This is a genomic window from Nostoc sp. NMS7, assembly GCF_017115085.1.
Lineage (GTDB): Bacteria > Cyanobacteriota > Cyanobacteriia > Cyanobacteriales > Nostocaceae > Nostoc.
Genome location: NZ_JABXKJ010000055.1, coordinates 1 through 14,118, shown reverse-complemented (window position 1 = coordinate 14,118; position 14,118 = coordinate 1). Strand labels below are relative to the sequence as shown.

Genomic DNA, 14,118 nt, shown 5'->3' with positions numbered 1-14,118 from the left:
TGTTGACGGTGGAATAAGCCATCGGTGTAGGCAATGATAAAGACTCTTTCTCTTTCATGTGGCAAGCCGAGGCAGTACGCGGGTATAGTTTCCCATTCACATACGTACCGGATTTGGGAAAGGTCTTCGAGGACTGTTGCCATTCCTCTAGAGAGTAGCCCTGTTGGGTTTTCGATGAGAGCGATTGCTGGTCTACACTGGTGGATGATCCTAAACTGTTCTCCCCAGAGTGCGGATCTGAAGTCGGCAAGTCCAAGTCTATTTCCTGAGTTACTTGTACCCTGGCAAGGGAATCCCCCACACAAAATGTCGAACTGTCCTTGGTGGCAATGGTAGTTGGTGATATCTGCGTGGATTGGAATTCCTGGTTGTTCATGGCGCAATTGTGATTGAGCATAAGGGGAGATTTCGACAAATTGCTGGACTCGGAATTTGTGAGATAGACCTGCGGCTGATATTCCGTGGTGGCAGAGTCCGCCGATGCCGGAGAAAAGAGAAAGGACTGATTTCATAAGGCGATCGCACTCCTGACCAGTTCATCTGGCACTTCAAAAATCCCCAACCGCCCAATGTAAGGAATCGGTGTAATCTCGCGTGGATTCTCCAACTGCCAATGGTATTGCCCAGGCATTCCCCAGCCAGATGCAACTTGTGAAAACTTGCAATCAACTATTGTGACAATGCCAATAACTTGGCCGCGACGTAGAGAGATTAACTCTGGGATTACTACCCCCATGCTTTGACAAAATTCTTTCGCTAGCTGGCACTCTTTTTTAGTACAGGTTTTTGCAGCGTGAATCAGAATGTCACCGCGATAATGAATAGGCCAGCCACGGTTTTCAACATTTTTGAGAGCATAAATGATTGCCCATGCCCAAGGCTGACGAACAGATAGCGCTTTCATATATCGACCTCTAAAACTTCAAAAAAGTTCATCGCATCAAATTATCTTGCCAAGTTCAAAAATTTCGATGTAGATAAATTGCACAACATTGTTGCAGTGCCGAGCTTACCGTAAAGGCGGTTTTTCTCAACAATCAACTCGATAGTGCGTTCTCGCTTCGAGTTGCCGAAGGCATCGCTTGGGTCTTTTGTGTAGACAGCATCTCGGTAAAGCATGATTAACTGGTCACAAACCTCAAAGATTTCGCCAGAGTTGCGGAGTAAATGACGGTTCGGGCGTTTATCAGCCGTAGTTTGATTGCCCCGATTGATTTGACAACCCAAGAAAACAGGTATTTTGTGAGACTTGGCAATGTCCCGAATCTGACGGGTAATCTTGCCGACTTCAAAAGCCATGTTCCCGCCGGATTCCAAAGGAATCTGCTGCAAGTAATCAATGAACACAGCACCAATAGAACCACCAAATTCGGCAATGGCACGGCGCACAGCAGAAGCAATCATTGTGGTTGTAGGGGAGGAATGCTCATAGACTTTCCAAGGCAGTTCCACCATCTGCCCTATACCTTGTGCTATTTGCTCCCAGTAGCATTGAGTATTGGTTTGAATTATGGAAGCGTCTACGCCTGTGATTCGGGCTAGCATTCGGGCATTGAGTTGATTCTTGTCCATTTCTGGAGTTACGTACAGAACTGGTTTTCCAAGTTTGGTCATGATTTCGTAAGCATAAGAAATCATGAAGTGAGTTTTCCCCATGTGGGATTCAGCAGCCACTACTACCAAGCTGCTTGGATAAATGCCACCGGTGATATTTTCTAAGTCGTACCAGCCAATTTTGTCGCCTGCCATACTTCCCATCTCTAGCTTTTGGAACAGTTCAAAACCCATGTCTTGTGCCGAGAAAACCTTGCAGCGTTCATCGCTTTGATTTTGGGTAACGGTGAAAACTTCCGCCTCAGCAAGATTTAGTACAAGTGGTAGTTCAGTTTCTGTTTCGTAAGCGAGTTTGACAACTTTGTTCCCTGCTTTTATTAACTGCCGCCGTCGATATTTATCCATCACCAGATCAGCCAAAGCATCGATGTTGACGGCAGATACAGTGCGGTCTACCAGAGTCGCTAACTTATTTCTGCCACCAATGCGATTGAGAAGATTGTGGTCAGCCAACCATGCGGTGACGCTTAGTAAATCTGTAGGTTGGTATGTAGCATGAAGTTGGACTGCGGCTTGATAGATATCTTTGTGGGCGCTGATGTAAAAAGCTTCAATGCTCAAGCGATCGCTAACTCTAGTCATTGCTTCTGGGTCAAGCATAATCCCGCCCAAAATCGCTTCTTCAGCCTCGATGTTTTGTGGGGGCAAACCTGAAACTGAATAGTTAGAGCCAAAAGGAACTACGTTGTCTTGATTAGAGTGCATAATCATGCTCTTAGTGCTAATTTTAACTGCGCTTCAACTTCTCGTAAATTCATGGAAGATGCTCTGGTGTTGCTCGGAACTTTTGGAGTGTTAACTGCGGCTTGAAGTTTGGCTTTTAGCTCCAGCATTTGTGGGCTGTGTTGATACTCATTGGATGGAACCCGAATGGATTGCTCTTGCTGACGGCGCATTCGGTCTTGTGCCAAGGCATCTTCGAGCGTGGTGCTAGTGATATTGTTTGCTCTGTGAGCCAAAGCAGTGTGCTGTTGAGGTAGGGGCTGTTTTTTTGTTTGCAATAGTGCTTGGCTTAAACGCTGCATCAGGTTCGTCCACCCACCCTTGGTTTTCTCCCAGGTGTTCATTACTGCGATCGCATGAGTTATTTCCTGTTGTGCCGAGAGTTTAGACTTAGTGGCTAATTCAGCAGCCAGGAAGTCCACGACTATCGGGTTGAAGTTTTGGTAAAGGTTATTCAGCTTCCTCTGTCCACTGTGCCAAGGCAAAACCCAGCGATTCCACTTGATTTTTTCTCTGACAACCAGTGGTACAAAATCATCACTCATAGCAGTTGGGTCTGTTAGCCACGCATCAATCAGGTCTTCCACGTTCTGCGCTGTCTTGTAGAGACAGAGTAGCTGCGGCTTATTCGGTTGTTCGGATTTATCGAACGATCCCGCCGCAATAGTTGACCTACAAGAAGGGTTATCGGTTTGTTGCGAAGACTCTGGGTTTTTTGACAAGGAAGCAGGTAATTGTGGGGTTGATTCTTCTAAGCTTGGTTTTTCTGGAGTTGGTTTTTCAAGTTCAATTTCTTCCGTTGTCAAATCAAGTTTTTCTTTTTCACACACACTTTGATGGGTAGGGGGCGCAGGTGGCGTTGCCAGGGGCGCGTCCTTGAGTGGATAGACTTCAATTGGATAATCTTTAATTGGATAATCTTTAATTGGATAATCTTTGGGTGTCCCCCCAGCACTACCGGGGTGTTCCCCCAGCACCCCCGGTAGTGTCCCCCTAACACTACTGGGTGTTTCCCCGTCACTACCTAAATCTTTCTTTCCTCTAATTAAGGAAGACGGTTTTAATGGATTAGGGAACCAGTCTTCCATGTCCGTAAGACTGTAATGATTTGATGTTTGTAGCCCGTTATTCTCTCTGCTAGTTTTTGTGATCAAATTCCAACAGATAAGTTCATTTACTGCTGCGATCGCTTTTCGCCGTAAAGTGTCAATTGGTGAATTTGGAAAAGACCCCCGAAAGCAGAACTCACCAATGGATTTGTAGGAAGGGAAAGCATTGTTATCACAACCGGCTCGACGGCACAAATGACATCATCGTTAGAACCCTACAAAAAACTTTTTATTCCCCCGCCTGTGAAAAACAGTGTGGGGGATTTGCTTTTACTCATGTATAGAAAAAGGAAATTCTCTAACCTGTAATTCTTGTGGAAACTCCTCAATGTCTCCCCCTTTTTTGTCACGGGTTTTGAATCGCTGCCCCCCAAATATTGCATTCGCCCCCAACTGCTTCACAAACACAGATGTTTTAGCTGCGTGACACTGTTGGACAATTGATTCGAGCCATTCGATGTGGCATGGTCTGGAATTTGGGCCAGACTCACCACCAATAATGACTAACTGAACATCATTCAAATAGTGAGTGATATCGCCCAAATCTTCTAGTAATGGTTCAACTGACCAGAACCGAATTAAAGCTGGAATTTTGCTAAGAAATTGACTACGTTCTTCTAAAGTGCGGCGATTCTCAATCGAAGTTCCTGGCCAAATATTTAAAGGTAACTTGTCTAGTCCATGACAAGAAAGCCATTCATCCATAGATGACAGCATAATTTCTGGGCGTTTGGTGAGAATCTGAAATACTTGATTGGGAGCAACGAACATTCCGTCCAGCATTTCATGTTGCCAAAAACGCGGAACCCATTCACCAAAAATATCAGTCATTGAAGAAACGAAATGCTTCTTAGGTTTTCTTTGGAATCCCCATTTCCGAATAGCTTCTGTATCTAACACTAGTTCTGGCGGTTGTCCAGAGTAGGGTTGCTTATTCCCACCAAAGAAAGAATTTTGATTCAGCTTTTCGCTATAGCAATTTTTACACCCCTCTGAGATTTTTTGACACCACCAACCGCCGACTTTAGCACGGATGATATTATCTGTTAAGTCTGTCCATTCTATGTTTGTTGGCATAAATACCTCTAAAATTTGAAATTAGACAATACATTTGAAAATGGCTAATAAAACACCTCTTACTGAATACGATTCTCCTTGGAAGCAAATACTACAGTTGTATTTTCAAGACTTCATGTTGTTCTTTTTTCCCCAAGCACACAGTGAAATTGATTGGAGTAGAGGTTTTGAGTTTCTAGATCAGGAGCTACAGCAAGTAGTCCGTGATGCGGAATTAGGAAAGCGACTGATTGATAAATTGGTGAAAATTTACCGTATTGGGGGTGAAGAATCTTGGCTATTGATCCACGTCGAAGTCCAAAGCCAAGAATCAAGCGATTTCCCGAAACGTATGTTTGTATACAACTATCGGATTTTTGACCGTTATAACCGTTCAGTTGCATCATGCGCGGTACTGGGAGATGAGAATATAAACTGGCGACCAAATCAATTTGGTTATGAATTGTTTGGCTGTACGGTTGATTTTCAGTTTCCTGTGATCAAGCTGCTAGACTATCAACAAAGGTTGAGACAGCTAGAAGCCAGCCGTAATCCATTCGCTACAGTGGTAATGGCTCACTTGGCGGCAATGCAAACCAAGAGTGATAGGTTACAAAGAAAGCAATCAAAACTGGCTTTAGTACGTCGGCTATACGAGCAGGGGTTTGAACGTGAGGCTGTTGTTAACCTGTTGGCTTTTATTGACTGGATGTTGACGCTACCATTAGATTTAGAGCGAGAATTTCAACGGGAAGTAGAACAATTAGAGGCAGAAGAACGTATGCAGTACGTGACATCATTTGAGCGAATTGCCCGAATGGAAGAATTGGTAGAAGCAATAAAATTAGGCTTGGAACTCAAGTTTGGCCTTGAAGCATTAAACCTAGTGCCAGAAATTTCATCGTTGGAAGACGTTGAACTATTAAGAGCAGTGAGAAATGGGATAAAAACAGCAACTACAGTCGATGAATTGCGTAAAATATACCAGTCCTCTACAACTGACAATCTGCCAGAAAATTAGCATTGAAGAATTTAATATTTAGTTTTCTAGGTTCAGTACACTTTAAGTGCTTAAATTAGCTCTAATTAAGCACTTAACGGAGTATCTCCATCACGTCCCTCAACAGGCTGATCAAACTTCAGAGCCTCATCACCCCAACAATCCCAGCCAACTCTAGACGAACGTGCGAACATCTCCAGCTTGGTCATATCAGGACACAGCTTTTCTACAAGTTCAAAAAACTGTTCGGGCTTACGGGAATGCTCACGGCGGGGTGAGTGTAAAATGCTTGACTGGTTTGTAAGTGTCCGTCCAGCAAAAGCTTTCACATTCCCACGAACAGCCAAAGCGCAATGTTCGGTCGAGTTTCGCAGCCAATGACCAACACCTAGATGTGTTTTAGTGCCATCTTTGGTGACTTTTTCCCAAGTCAAAATAGTCTTGAGTTCAAATCCCCATGTTTGCAAGCATTGAGCCGCTTCGATCATGTGATTATTTGTGTACCAAAGCCAAAGAACTGACCCCGTGCGATCGCTTAAGTCTGGAACAGGTAATGACAGTATTTCTTCTATGTGCATTGGCTTGTAGTTAATGCGGTTTCGGTGAGTTTTATCCTGATTTCTCAGCCTATAGAACCAGGGAGGGTCAATCACGATGTACTGGTATTGACCTTCTAATGTCGTTAGTCTCATGTTTGATTCCTGTTATTTTCAATGTTAATTTCAGACTTGCTCTGAAAATTCAATGTGGCTTAAAGTCTGAAGTTCAACAGCTAATCCACTTAAGAATTTTTGGAGTTCAACTGTTGCCAATTTTTTGGATATCTCCTTTTCTGATGTATAAATAAGTTGCTTATAATGCCCAAAATAAACTTCTGTACGAGTCAAGTTTTGCTCTGTGTCAGTTAACAGAGTCAAAGTAAATCTTCCCAGTTTACAGAAGTAATACTGACGGTGATCGCAAGGGTTGCCTTGATGCCAAGTAATATAAGGTTTTGAATCAATGTGAGCGCTAATAGATTCAAAATCAACGTGGAAAATGTTCATCTCAGTCAGCATCTCGCCACTGTTATAGCAGTCTGTTATATGCTGCTTAATTGCTGTTACTGCTAAACCGTCAGGAATATTAATGTGAGCTTCCGATGTGATTTTTTCAACTACTGTAACTATGGCTTTCATTGTTGTTACTCTAGAGATGCAATGAGTGTTTTTGTGTGGCGATTGTTACTTATTGAGCGGCAATCGCTTTTTATTTTGATTGTTAGGAATCTTGAAGTGACGACACTTTCTCAGATGTGTATTATTTGCTAGAGAAGTCATCTTTGTAACAAATAATGTCAAAATACTGTTAGTTGCTTGACTGCATGAAAGAGAAACTTTTAATGTTATTGGTAATATTTGATGCTTTAGCAATAACTTGCGTCTTTAAATTAGCGAACGTTTCTGTGGTGGGGGCGTTCGCTTTCACTTGGTCATCACTGGCTCCTTTTTACTAGCGAAAGCACCTGCTTGCCTTAGCGCTGCACCAGGGCTAGGGTGAGCAAAGAACTCTTCTATAGCTTTGGTCAGTCCGTCGGCAACAGCCGGATCGTGACAAGCGTAGACATAGATGGGCTGTTGAACGCCATTGACCAGCCGTGTCTCTTGGCGATCGCCTAACTGAGGGGAGAATGTTCTCACCCATGTGCCCAAGTGTCCGCGATAGTGAGCGCCGCTCAGGGGGACTTTTTTACCCAGTTCGCTCTCTGCAAAGTTGACCACGCCAAGCCAGCGTTCTTCTGTGGCGGTTAGCAATTTTCTGTTATGTTCAGCCAAAAGGTTCCCGGCATAGTCTTTAAATTGCTGTTCGGTGTAGGGGTTGAGTCTGCCACCAGTTAACTCAGCTAAAGTCTTCATTGCCAAGACAAGAGTATGCAATCGCTGTTCAACTGGGGGGAGGGCTGGTGTGGAGGGTTGTTCTTGTGGTTGAGTAGCGGGTTTTGTCCAGCCCATAATGTCTTGCATCCAGGCGCGAACACCAATCCGGTTAAAAGCTTTGCATACAAGTCTGGCTTGCTGTTTGCAGTGCCGCCCAGCATCAAAAGCGTAATATTCAATAACGGCAGCAACACCCATATCAGGTATTCCCTCATTCCAGGTTTCCAGTGCCGCAGGGCTAAATCCTTGTTGTATAAGGCTTTGGGCTAATGCAGAGGGTTGCAGTGCCGCACTTAGTAACGCACGACGAAGCGAAGAATCTTGTACATCTGCCAGCCTTGCAGTTGCCCGAATACTGGCTTTACCTTGTCCATTAGAGTCAACAGTGATTTCTTGCTTTATCTGTTCAATAATTTGAGCTACTTCGATTTGTGACATAATTTTGATTGGGTGATAATTTTTCGTTGTTGATTAGAGAGAATTAGACATTCACGCGCACCAAACTTTTTTCACCGACCAATGAGAAACGATTCGATATAGTCCGTGATTGAGTTAACGTTGGCGACACCAATTCAACAAGGTAAAACCAAGAATTATTTACCAGCCCAATCCCCAAAATCAGCCGTTCTTTTGTTCCCTTATCGTGAGAACAGAGCATTACTCTTTCGCCCAGAACAAAAGCAGATTTTTGCACGCTGATGGCTTCTAACTCTCCCGTTCCAATAATTTGGTTTTGTGTAGCGTGGAGTATTTCATTACGGCAATCAATTGAATAAATCCAACATTCATGCTTCCATTGCATACCGCAACAATAGCCAAATGTTCTTGTGGTTCGCAAGTATACTCTTTCCAGTAAATTCACTTCAACAGGTGGAATTGTTTGTCCCCAAGGTGGGGAAAGATACCAACTTGTTTGAAGTGCATTAATGTGGTCAATCATGCTTTTCTCCTCTGGGATTAATAACCTAAAAATCCTCGGCAATCTCCAACAGAAAACCGCGTCCAGTGTTCTGTACTTGCACTATTTCTCTATCCAGCAGAGTTTGAATAACTGAATCGGAGAATTGGAACTGAAGCCGATGCAATGGAACACAACCACCGCAAAACTGAAGCACACGCAGCAAATGATTAGCTCTACTGTCAAAGCTGTGGTCAACTGTCTTAGGCATTTGTGAAACCTCCAGTTACTACGGCTAACTGTTGTTGCAGGATGGAGATTTGACGCTGATAGAATTCAATTTCTGCGGTAATTTGTGTGAACAATTCCTGTGGGGAGAGCGGTTGGATTTGATTCTCTTGCAAGTACGATATCTCGTCAGAATTCTTGTTAGGCATTAATACATAACGCCATCCAAAACAATTCGCAATTCGCAATTCGCAATTCGCAGTTAAGGACTTCCAAGTAAAAAAATATCTCATTGCTTTTAAGGCAGGGAGGGGGGAGCAGGGGAGAGAAAGTCGTTTTGATGGGCGTGAAATTGGATAATTTATTTCTTGGAGTTCTCTTAAAGATAATTGCGAATTGCGAACTGCGAATTGCGAATTGCCTTGTTCTGTACGCTGATCCAAAGCAAAGCGAGGGTATGCCCAGTGTTGGGGGATTGATATTGTGGCTTGCATTGATTTAATTGGGGATTGGTGAATAAATAATTAGGGAAAGGGGGAAAGGGCAAAGGGGAAGGGAATGAAGAAATTCACCTTTAACCTTTCCCCTTTAACCTTTTCCCAAGCGAAGCCCAAGACTACGCTGTGACTAACTCCGCTCTCTCCAGCAGCTGTTGCAATTTATCGCCAGTTAGCTGTTCTAACGGTTGCTCTAAAAAATATTCATCAAAAATGGATTTACCATCAGTAGACACGTCCACCATCGACAGCGATCGCACTGCATCATAGACCGAGTTAGAATACTGCTGTTGGTCTGAACAACCCTCCTTCACCCACCAGTTACCATCAGTGCATCCGACTTGCCCCAGTTTCACGCCGTTGTTGTTGTAAATGCCATCATCGAGAATTTCAAACCCGTAATTCTGGCACTCGTTGAAGATATGCGCCATGATTTGGTTTTCAGTAGTGCAGGGAAGCTCTTGAGCAGGGGAGTGGAGGAGCGGAGGAGAAAGTTGTTGTAAGTTTTTCCCCTCTGCACCCCTATTGTGAGGGGTTCGGGAGCTATGGCTTGGGCTTGATAAGCGATGTAGCTGTCGAGTTCGGCTTGGGCTGAGGCTTGTTCGTCGAGGGCAGTGGGGGCGAGTTTCTGAATCTTGCTTGCCTGATAGTTAACAATGGCGGAAATCCAGGCATCCTTACAGCGTTTGTCGCTTACTTCGACTGTGCAGGCGATTTCGTTGTAGATTTGCTTGAGTCGGGCAATAGATTTCAGTTGCAGCTGTTGTTGGCTGTAGATTTGGTATGTCATGATTGTTAAAGTTCCTAACGGGACGGAAAGCGCTTCGATTACCAGTCTGGGGCGCTTTCTTTATACCTAATAGTGTAATCTGTTAATTAACAAATTATCAAATGTTTAGTTGACAATTAACATATACTTTTAGAATTGGAATTATGACTATGACTGTGAAAGTAAGACGGATTATTAAGCTAGAAGTTGATGTTCCTGGATTGGGCGATCGCATTAAACAGGCCAGAGAAGCTAGGGGGCGGCCAGTTACACAGATGGCCAAAGAAGTTGGAATATCTCGTAACTATTGGTATCAGTTAGAGGCGGAGGCTGTATTAGGTGGTGTAGCAGAAGAAACTCTTCGGAAAATTGAAGAGGTACTAGGTGTAGATTTAGGGGTACAGTTTGATGATTGACCTTCATACTATTAATCCTCTTACTTTTCCCTTTGTCTTATTAGAGAAGCGGTGTCTGGGTTGGGCTACGTCTAAGCACTTATCTGTCACATCCAAAATTTACGTTGCAGTTGACTCTGAGAAAATCTTATTGAACTAGAAAGGTGGAGTTATGCCTAAACCACCTTCTAGACGCAACAAAGCCACCTCTGCCGCATCTACCGATTCAACTTCAGCAGCTAACTCTGTAAACGAGGATATCTCCCAGCAAGTAGACCCAGGTTCAGCAACAATTACAGTTACGGCTGTTGAAGTTCCAGATTTAACAGAGGAAGAACAGCGCGATCGCCTGCACCTGGAGCGCCGTGTGGAGAGAGCGTTTTTTGAGGCGGGGAAAGCGCTGACGGAATTGAGGGACAGACGGCTTTATCGCTCCACACATAAAACATTTGAAGATTATTGCCGTGATCGGTTTGCTCATAGTCGCCAACAGTCAAATTACTTGATTGCCGCAGCTGGTGTTTACGAGAATTTGACAACCATTGGTTGTCAAAATGTGGAAAATGAGAATTTGACAACCAATGGATCACAAATTCTGCCCACGAGTGAGCGCCAAGTGCGACCGATGACAAAACTTGAACCCCAAGAACAGCAAGAAGTGTGGCTAAGAGCAGTAGAACTTGCTGGTGGTAAAGTGCCGACTGGTAGAATTGTGAAAGACGTAGTGCAAAGGATCATGGAACGCACGAAAGTACCCAATACCTACCAAATCGGCGAAGTGTGCCAAATCCTTGTTAAAGACAATTCTGAACTGAGAGGCAAGGGTGGGTGTTGGGGGATTGTCAGCCAAGTAAATGAGTTCAGTTGCAGCGTGAGAATGTGGGATGGCGAGTACGCTGTTGGGTTGCAACACCTGAAGTCCTTCAACTACCTGCCTGCCGAGTGTGAGCAGATGCAGGTGATTTGCGATCGCATCAATCGTGTGTATTCGAGTTCTTTGGAAGAATCAGTGCAGAGGTTTTTGGAATCGTTAGGAAAGCTGAATCGGGCTTATCTAACGGACTTGGAAGAGAAAGTGCTGGGCTTGGTGGAGCTAGAAATAGGAGTTTGATTAGTTATATTTGCTACAGACTGTATACAGACATTAAGATAGCTATCGTAGCAGTACATACACTTACTATTGCTCTCAACACCTCTTGGCTATCAACCGGATACTTGTCCTGTTTACTCAGTAATTTTACGATATTAAAATTCTATTTCCAAAGAATAATCTCGTAATTATACGATGTTTTTCTCTGAAAATACTTGTAATTTTAAAAGAGATATATAAGTAAATTTCAGCGAAATGAACGAAATCAAATGGCAATCTCTAGACTTGGAAAATATTCCTACAGATGCTGGTTTGTATGCTTTTAAGTATAATGAACGTTGGCTTTATATTGGCAGTGCTAATAATTTATCAGTAAGGTTAAGTAATTCTAACTTCCCACTTCAGATTGCCCGTAAATATTTTCCAGGGGCTTCTTTTCTTTGCTATCTTGAGAATTCATCACAGAAGTTGAAACAAAAGTTACACAAAGAACTAACTCCTGAATGGAACGGAGGTACATCTTTTGAACCTGTTCAATGGTCGGAAATGTACGCTGCCACTGGAGTGCATTGTCTAACTCAGCATAATTTTTCAACTATTAAAGATGAACAAGTATTCTGGCAATGTTTAGCTATTCATCAACCTCAACGATTTAAAGCTTGTTTTAGCAACTACAAGAAAGTTTTAGCTCTAGCGCTCGAAGGACGGTATCACACTGGTGTTAATGAAGAAAGTTTGCAACAAGCAGTCAAGGCTGCAATAAATTCATTGTGAAACCCATCAGATGTTGGAAAATGGCAATCGGATCAATCGGGTATACTCCAGTGGATTGGAGGAATCAGTGCAGAAGTTTCTGGATTCGTTGGAGAATATGATTACAGTATGATAAATACAGGTATAAACACGACTGAGAATCTACTAATAAAACGCACAATACTAATTCTTGCGTCCAGCCCTACAAATACAGCAAGATTACGTTTAGATAGAGAGATGGGAGAAATTGATGCAGGTCTACGGAGAGCAAAGCAGCGAGAACAATTTACTTTAGAACAAAAATGGGCAGTTCGTCCTGACGATTTGCGTCGTGCCTTGTTGGATTATAACCCGCAGATTGTTCACTTTTGTGGGCATGGGGCAGGTAATCAGGGATTAGTTTTAGAAAATGATGTTGGAGAAGCACAGTTTCTTCCAACTAATGCTTTGGCGAGTCTGTTTAAATTGTTTGCGAATCGAGGTGTAGAGTGTGTTGTACTGAATGCTTGGTATGCTGAGTTACAAGCAGAGGCTATTTCCCAGCATATTAATTATGTGATGGGAATGAGCGATGAAATCAGTGATGATGCGGCAGTTAAGTTTGCAATCGGGTTCTATGACGCTGTTGGTGCTGGTTGGTCGTATGAAGATGCTTACGAATTGGGTTGTAATGCGATCGCTTTGGAAGGAATACCAGAAGAACTGACTCCTGTTTTAAAAAAAAAGACCGATTAATAATATCTAACTCAAATGTCCAGTTTTCGCAGCGAACATTATTTGCAGTCCGTCATCATTCATTTGAACTGCTAACTGGTCTTATTTCAGAAGAAGATTTATCAAATAACATTCGAGATTATAAATTTCAACATATAGAGTTTGATCAGTCATCATTTTTTACAGTTGGTATTTGTGATCCCAGTAGTGCTGTAAAACAAAATGACAATTTTGTGAACGATTTTTTAAAATTATTTAAAGCTAACCCAGAAGCAAAAACTTGTTACTACGGTATTGTTCACATTCCACTTCAATTCTGTGTAGGTTATGCTTTTTCAACCTGGCCTAAAGTGTTATTATTTGAGCTAGATCGTAATACAAATTGCTGGGATCAACTTGCAAATAGCGATAGTCCAGAGGTAGAGTTAAATGTTATTATCTCACAAGTAACAAATCCTGTTGCAGTTGCTATCAGAATTGCCATTTCGTTTGACATCTTGAAGAGTGATGTAGATGATGTATTATCTCAGCCCTATGAAGATATTTTGATTCAAATTGGGAAGCGACGAATTGACGCAATTAGCCATTATAGCCAGGTAAACAAAATCTGCCAAGCTTTTCGACAGGTACTTGATGACTTGCATAACCGTCTTGATAAATCACTTGTCGTGCATATCTTTTACACAGGGCCAGTTAGCCTTGGTTTTAGTCTTGGACGCAGAATCAGTAGAACTATTCATCATCAAGTTATTGTTTATAATTACACAGCCAATACGCAACCTTGTTATGCCTGGGGAATAAAGATTAATAGTAATAATACCCCTGCCTCTAGAGTTGTATGGACTACTCCAATTATTACTAAAACTCAGGAATAAAATTCTATGTTCATGTATGACATATCTAATGATTTACAGTATTTTTATGATAATTATGTTCGTCTTGGAGTAAAGCTAAGACAACAGCTTGCTGGTTATCGGGATCTAAATATTAACAGACTTAAAAATGGATTAGACGACCTTGCTAAAGAAACTGAGCGTCCACACCCTCATCCCTATGATTCCAAAAATCAAGGTGGGTATCCAATGCACACTCTCAACCAGGGTTAGCGCGTCTCAAACGCTATTGACAAGCGGACTTGCCTGATCAGCAATCAGGTTGGAAACAAAGTGGCACAATCCGAGCTAGGGTAAGATTTAATCCATCTAGGCGCAAGATTAGAGTAATGCCAACCGGATTTGAGAACAAGAAAAGCAAAACCAAAGCATCTTTTGCACCCTGCATAGATAGCAAAGACATTACCACTAAGTTTCAGGAATACTTCACACAAATAAAAGACCCCAGAGTGGAAAGGACAAG

20 protein-coding genes are annotated in these 14,118 nt (G+C 42.7%); 7 read left to right on the top strand and 13 right to left on the bottom strand.

Features of this window, described 5'->3' with window-relative positions; translation table 11 throughout:
- The 5 genes from HWQ38_RS04425 to HWQ38_RS04405 form a co-directional block, all read right to left on the bottom strand.
- Positions 1-512: DNA cytosine methyltransferase (locus HWQ38_RS04425; RefSeq protein WP_292790319.1), on the bottom strand; the 512-nt coding region annotated here is incomplete at its 3' end.
- The gene (locus HWQ38_RS04420; RefSeq protein ID WP_292790318.1) at positions 509-904 is read right to left on the bottom strand and encodes an ASCH domain-containing protein; all 396 of its coding nucleotides are present in this window, start codon (positions 902-904) and stop codon (positions 509-511) included. The genes HWQ38_RS04425 and HWQ38_RS04420, both read right to left, overlap by 4 nt.
- Before the next feature lie 41 nt (positions 905-945).
- Positions 946-2,319: a DnaB-like helicase C-terminal domain-containing protein gene (locus tag HWQ38_RS04415; protein ID WP_292790316.1), complete on the bottom strand. Its 1,374-nt coding sequence runs from the start codon at positions 2,317-2,319 to the stop codon at positions 946-948.
- Between the two features lie 2 nt (positions 2,320-2,321).
- On the bottom strand, positions 2,322-3,425 hold the full coding sequence (locus tag HWQ38_RS04410) for a hypothetical protein (RefSeq protein ID WP_292790314.1): 1,104 nt from the start codon (positions 3,423-3,425) through the stop codon (positions 2,322-2,324).
- Positions 3,426-3,716: 291 nt separating this feature from the next.
- Positions 3,717-4,523: a DUF5131 family protein gene (locus HWQ38_RS04405; RefSeq protein WP_292790312.1), complete on the bottom strand. Its 807-nt coding sequence runs from the start codon at positions 4,521-4,523 to the stop codon at positions 3,717-3,719.
- A gap of 40 nt (positions 4,524-4,563) precedes the next feature.
- On the opposite strand from HWQ38_RS04405, the gene HWQ38_RS04400 reads away from it, so the two are divergent.
- The gene (locus HWQ38_RS04400; RefSeq protein WP_292790310.1) at positions 4,564-5,523 is read left to right on the top strand and encodes a cytosolic protein; all 960 of its coding nucleotides are present in this window, start codon (positions 4,564-4,566) and stop codon (positions 5,521-5,523) included.
- A 65-nt stretch (positions 5,524-5,588) separates the two neighbouring features.
- Here the strand turns inward: HWQ38_RS04400 and HWQ38_RS04395 are convergent, their stop codons facing one another.
- The 8 genes from HWQ38_RS04395 to HWQ38_RS04360 form a co-directional block, all read right to left on the bottom strand.
- Entirely contained in the window at positions 5,589-6,194 is a 606-nt protein-coding gene (locus HWQ38_RS04395; RefSeq protein ID WP_292790309.1) for an MT-A70 family methyltransferase, read from the bottom strand.
- Positions 6,195-6,224: 30 nt separating this feature from the next.
- Complete coding sequence (locus HWQ38_RS04390; RefSeq protein ID WP_292790308.1) at positions 6,225-6,680, bottom strand: hypothetical protein; 456 nt, start codon at positions 6,678-6,680, stop codon at positions 6,225-6,227.
- A 285-nt stretch (positions 6,681-6,965) separates the two neighbouring features.
- The gene (locus HWQ38_RS04385) at positions 6,966-7,856 is read right to left on the bottom strand and encodes a hypothetical protein (protein ID WP_292790307.1); all 891 of its coding nucleotides are present in this window, start codon (positions 7,854-7,856) and stop codon (positions 6,966-6,968) included.
- 43 nt (positions 7,857-7,899) lie between these two features.
- Positions 7,900-8,358: a DUF1392 domain-containing protein gene (locus tag HWQ38_RS04380; protein ID WP_292790306.1), complete on the bottom strand. Its 459-nt coding sequence runs from the start codon at positions 8,356-8,358 to the stop codon at positions 7,900-7,902.
- A 25-nt stretch (positions 8,359-8,383) separates the two neighbouring features.
- Positions 8,384-8,587 (bottom strand): hypothetical protein, encoded by a 204-nt coding sequence (locus HWQ38_RS04375; RefSeq protein ID WP_292790304.1) that lies wholly within the window; start codon positions 8,585-8,587, stop codon positions 8,384-8,386.
- Positions 8,580-8,837 (bottom strand): hypothetical protein, encoded by a 258-nt coding sequence (locus HWQ38_RS04370; protein ID WP_292790303.1) that lies wholly within the window; start codon positions 8,835-8,837, stop codon positions 8,580-8,582. Before HWQ38_RS04370 ends, HWQ38_RS04375 begins: the two co-directional genes overlap by 8 nt.
- A gap of 323 nt (positions 8,838-9,160) precedes the next feature.
- On the bottom strand, positions 9,161-9,397 hold the full coding sequence (locus HWQ38_RS04365; RefSeq protein WP_292790302.1) for a hypothetical protein: 237 nt from the start codon (positions 9,395-9,397) through the stop codon (positions 9,161-9,163).
- Positions 9,394-9,831: a hypothetical protein gene (locus tag HWQ38_RS04360; RefSeq protein ID WP_292790301.1), complete on the bottom strand. Its 438-nt coding sequence runs from the start codon at positions 9,829-9,831 to the stop codon at positions 9,394-9,396. Before HWQ38_RS04360 ends, HWQ38_RS04365 begins: the two co-directional genes overlap by 4 nt.
- A 149-nt stretch (positions 9,832-9,980) precedes the next feature.
- On the opposite strand from HWQ38_RS04360, the gene HWQ38_RS04355 reads away from it, so the two are divergent.
- From HWQ38_RS04355 to HWQ38_RS04330, 6 genes are all read left to right on the top strand, one after another.
- Entirely contained in the window at positions 9,981-10,226 is a 246-nt protein-coding gene (locus HWQ38_RS04355; RefSeq protein WP_199345100.1) for a helix-turn-helix transcriptional regulator, read from the top strand.
- Between the two features lie 151 nt (positions 10,227-10,377).
- A complete protein-coding gene (locus tag HWQ38_RS04350; protein ID WP_292790300.1) occupies positions 10,378-11,316 on the top strand; it encodes a hypothetical protein in 939 nt (312 codons plus the stop codon).
- A 234-nt stretch (positions 11,317-11,550) separates the two neighbouring features.
- On the top strand, positions 11,551-12,069 hold the full coding sequence (locus tag HWQ38_RS04345; RefSeq protein ID WP_292790299.1) for a hypothetical protein: 519 nt from the start codon (positions 11,551-11,553) through the stop codon (positions 12,067-12,069).
- 216 nt (positions 12,070-12,285) lie between these two features.
- Entirely contained in the window at positions 12,286-12,783 is a 498-nt protein-coding gene (locus tag HWQ38_RS04340) for a CHAT domain-containing protein (RefSeq protein ID WP_292790298.1), read from the top strand.
- Positions 12,783-13,637, top strand: a complete 855-nt coding sequence (locus HWQ38_RS04335; RefSeq protein WP_366933230.1) for an SAVED domain-containing protein — start codon at positions 12,783-12,785, stop codon at positions 13,635-13,637. The genes HWQ38_RS04340 and HWQ38_RS04335 overlap by 1 nt, the downstream gene beginning before the upstream one ends.
- A gap of 6 nt (positions 13,638-13,643) precedes the next feature.
- The gene (locus HWQ38_RS04330; protein WP_292790296.1) at positions 13,644-13,868 is read left to right on the top strand and encodes a hypothetical protein; all 225 of its coding nucleotides are present in this window, start codon (positions 13,644-13,646) and stop codon (positions 13,866-13,868) included.
- Positions 13,869-14,118: the final 250 nt, after the last annotated feature.

Bases quoted from the DNA above. Each gene is read 5' to 3' on its own strand.
- HWQ38_RS04420 (WP_292790318.1), bottom strand. From the start codon at position 904: ATGAAAGCGCTATCTGTTCGTCAGCCTTGGGCATGGGCAATCATTTAT.
- HWQ38_RS04415 (WP_292790316.1), bottom strand. From the start codon at position 2,319: ATGCACTCTAATCAAGACAACGTAGTTCCTTTTGGCTCTAACTATTCA.
- HWQ38_RS04410 (WP_292790314.1), bottom strand. From the start codon at position 3,425: ATGGAAGACTGGTTCCCTAATCCATTAAAACCGTCTTCCTTAATTAGA.
- HWQ38_RS04405 (WP_292790312.1), bottom strand. From the start codon at position 4,523: ATGCCAACAAACATAGAATGGACAGACTTAACAGATAATATCATCCGT.
- HWQ38_RS04400 (WP_292790310.1), top strand. From the start codon at position 4,564: ATGGCTAATAAAACACCTCTTACTGAATACGATTCTCCTTGGAAGCAA.
- HWQ38_RS04395 (WP_292790309.1), bottom strand. From the start codon at position 6,194: ATGAGACTAACGACATTAGAAGGTCAATACCAGTACATCGTGATTGAC.
- HWQ38_RS04390 (WP_292790308.1), bottom strand. From the start codon at position 6,680: ATGAAAGCCATAGTTACAGTAGTTGAAAAAATCACATCGGAAGCTCAC.
- HWQ38_RS04385 (WP_292790307.1), bottom strand. From the start codon at position 7,856: ATGTCACAAATCGAAGTAGCTCAAATTATTGAACAGATAAAGCAAGAA.
- HWQ38_RS04380 (WP_292790306.1), bottom strand. From the start codon at position 8,358: ATGATTGACCACATTAATGCACTTCAAACAAGTTGGTATCTTTCCCCA.
- HWQ38_RS04375 (WP_292790304.1), bottom strand. From the start codon at position 8,587: ATGCCTAAGACAGTTGACCACAGCTTTGACAGTAGAGCTAATCATTTG.
- HWQ38_RS04370 (WP_292790303.1), bottom strand. From the start codon at position 8,837: ATGAGATATTTTTTTACTTGGAAGTCCTTAACTGCGAATTGCGAATTG.
- HWQ38_RS04360 (WP_292790301.1), bottom strand. From the start codon at position 9,831: ATGACATACCAAATCTACAGCCAACAACAGCTGCAACTGAAATCTATT.
- HWQ38_RS04355 (WP_199345100.1), top strand. From the start codon at position 9,981: ATGACTGTGAAAGTAAGACGGATTATTAAGCTAGAAGTTGATGTTCCT.
- HWQ38_RS04350 (WP_292790300.1), top strand. From the start codon at position 10,378: ATGCCTAAACCACCTTCTAGACGCAACAAAGCCACCTCTGCCGCATCT.
- HWQ38_RS04345 (WP_292790299.1), top strand. From the start codon at position 11,551: ATGAACGAAATCAAATGGCAATCTCTAGACTTGGAAAATATTCCTACA.
- HWQ38_RS04340 (WP_292790298.1), top strand. From the start codon at position 12,286: ATGGGAGAAATTGATGCAGGTCTACGGAGAGCAAAGCAGCGAGAACAA.
- HWQ38_RS04330 (WP_292790296.1), top strand. From the start codon at position 13,644: ATGTTCATGTATGACATATCTAATGATTTACAGTATTTTTATGATAAT.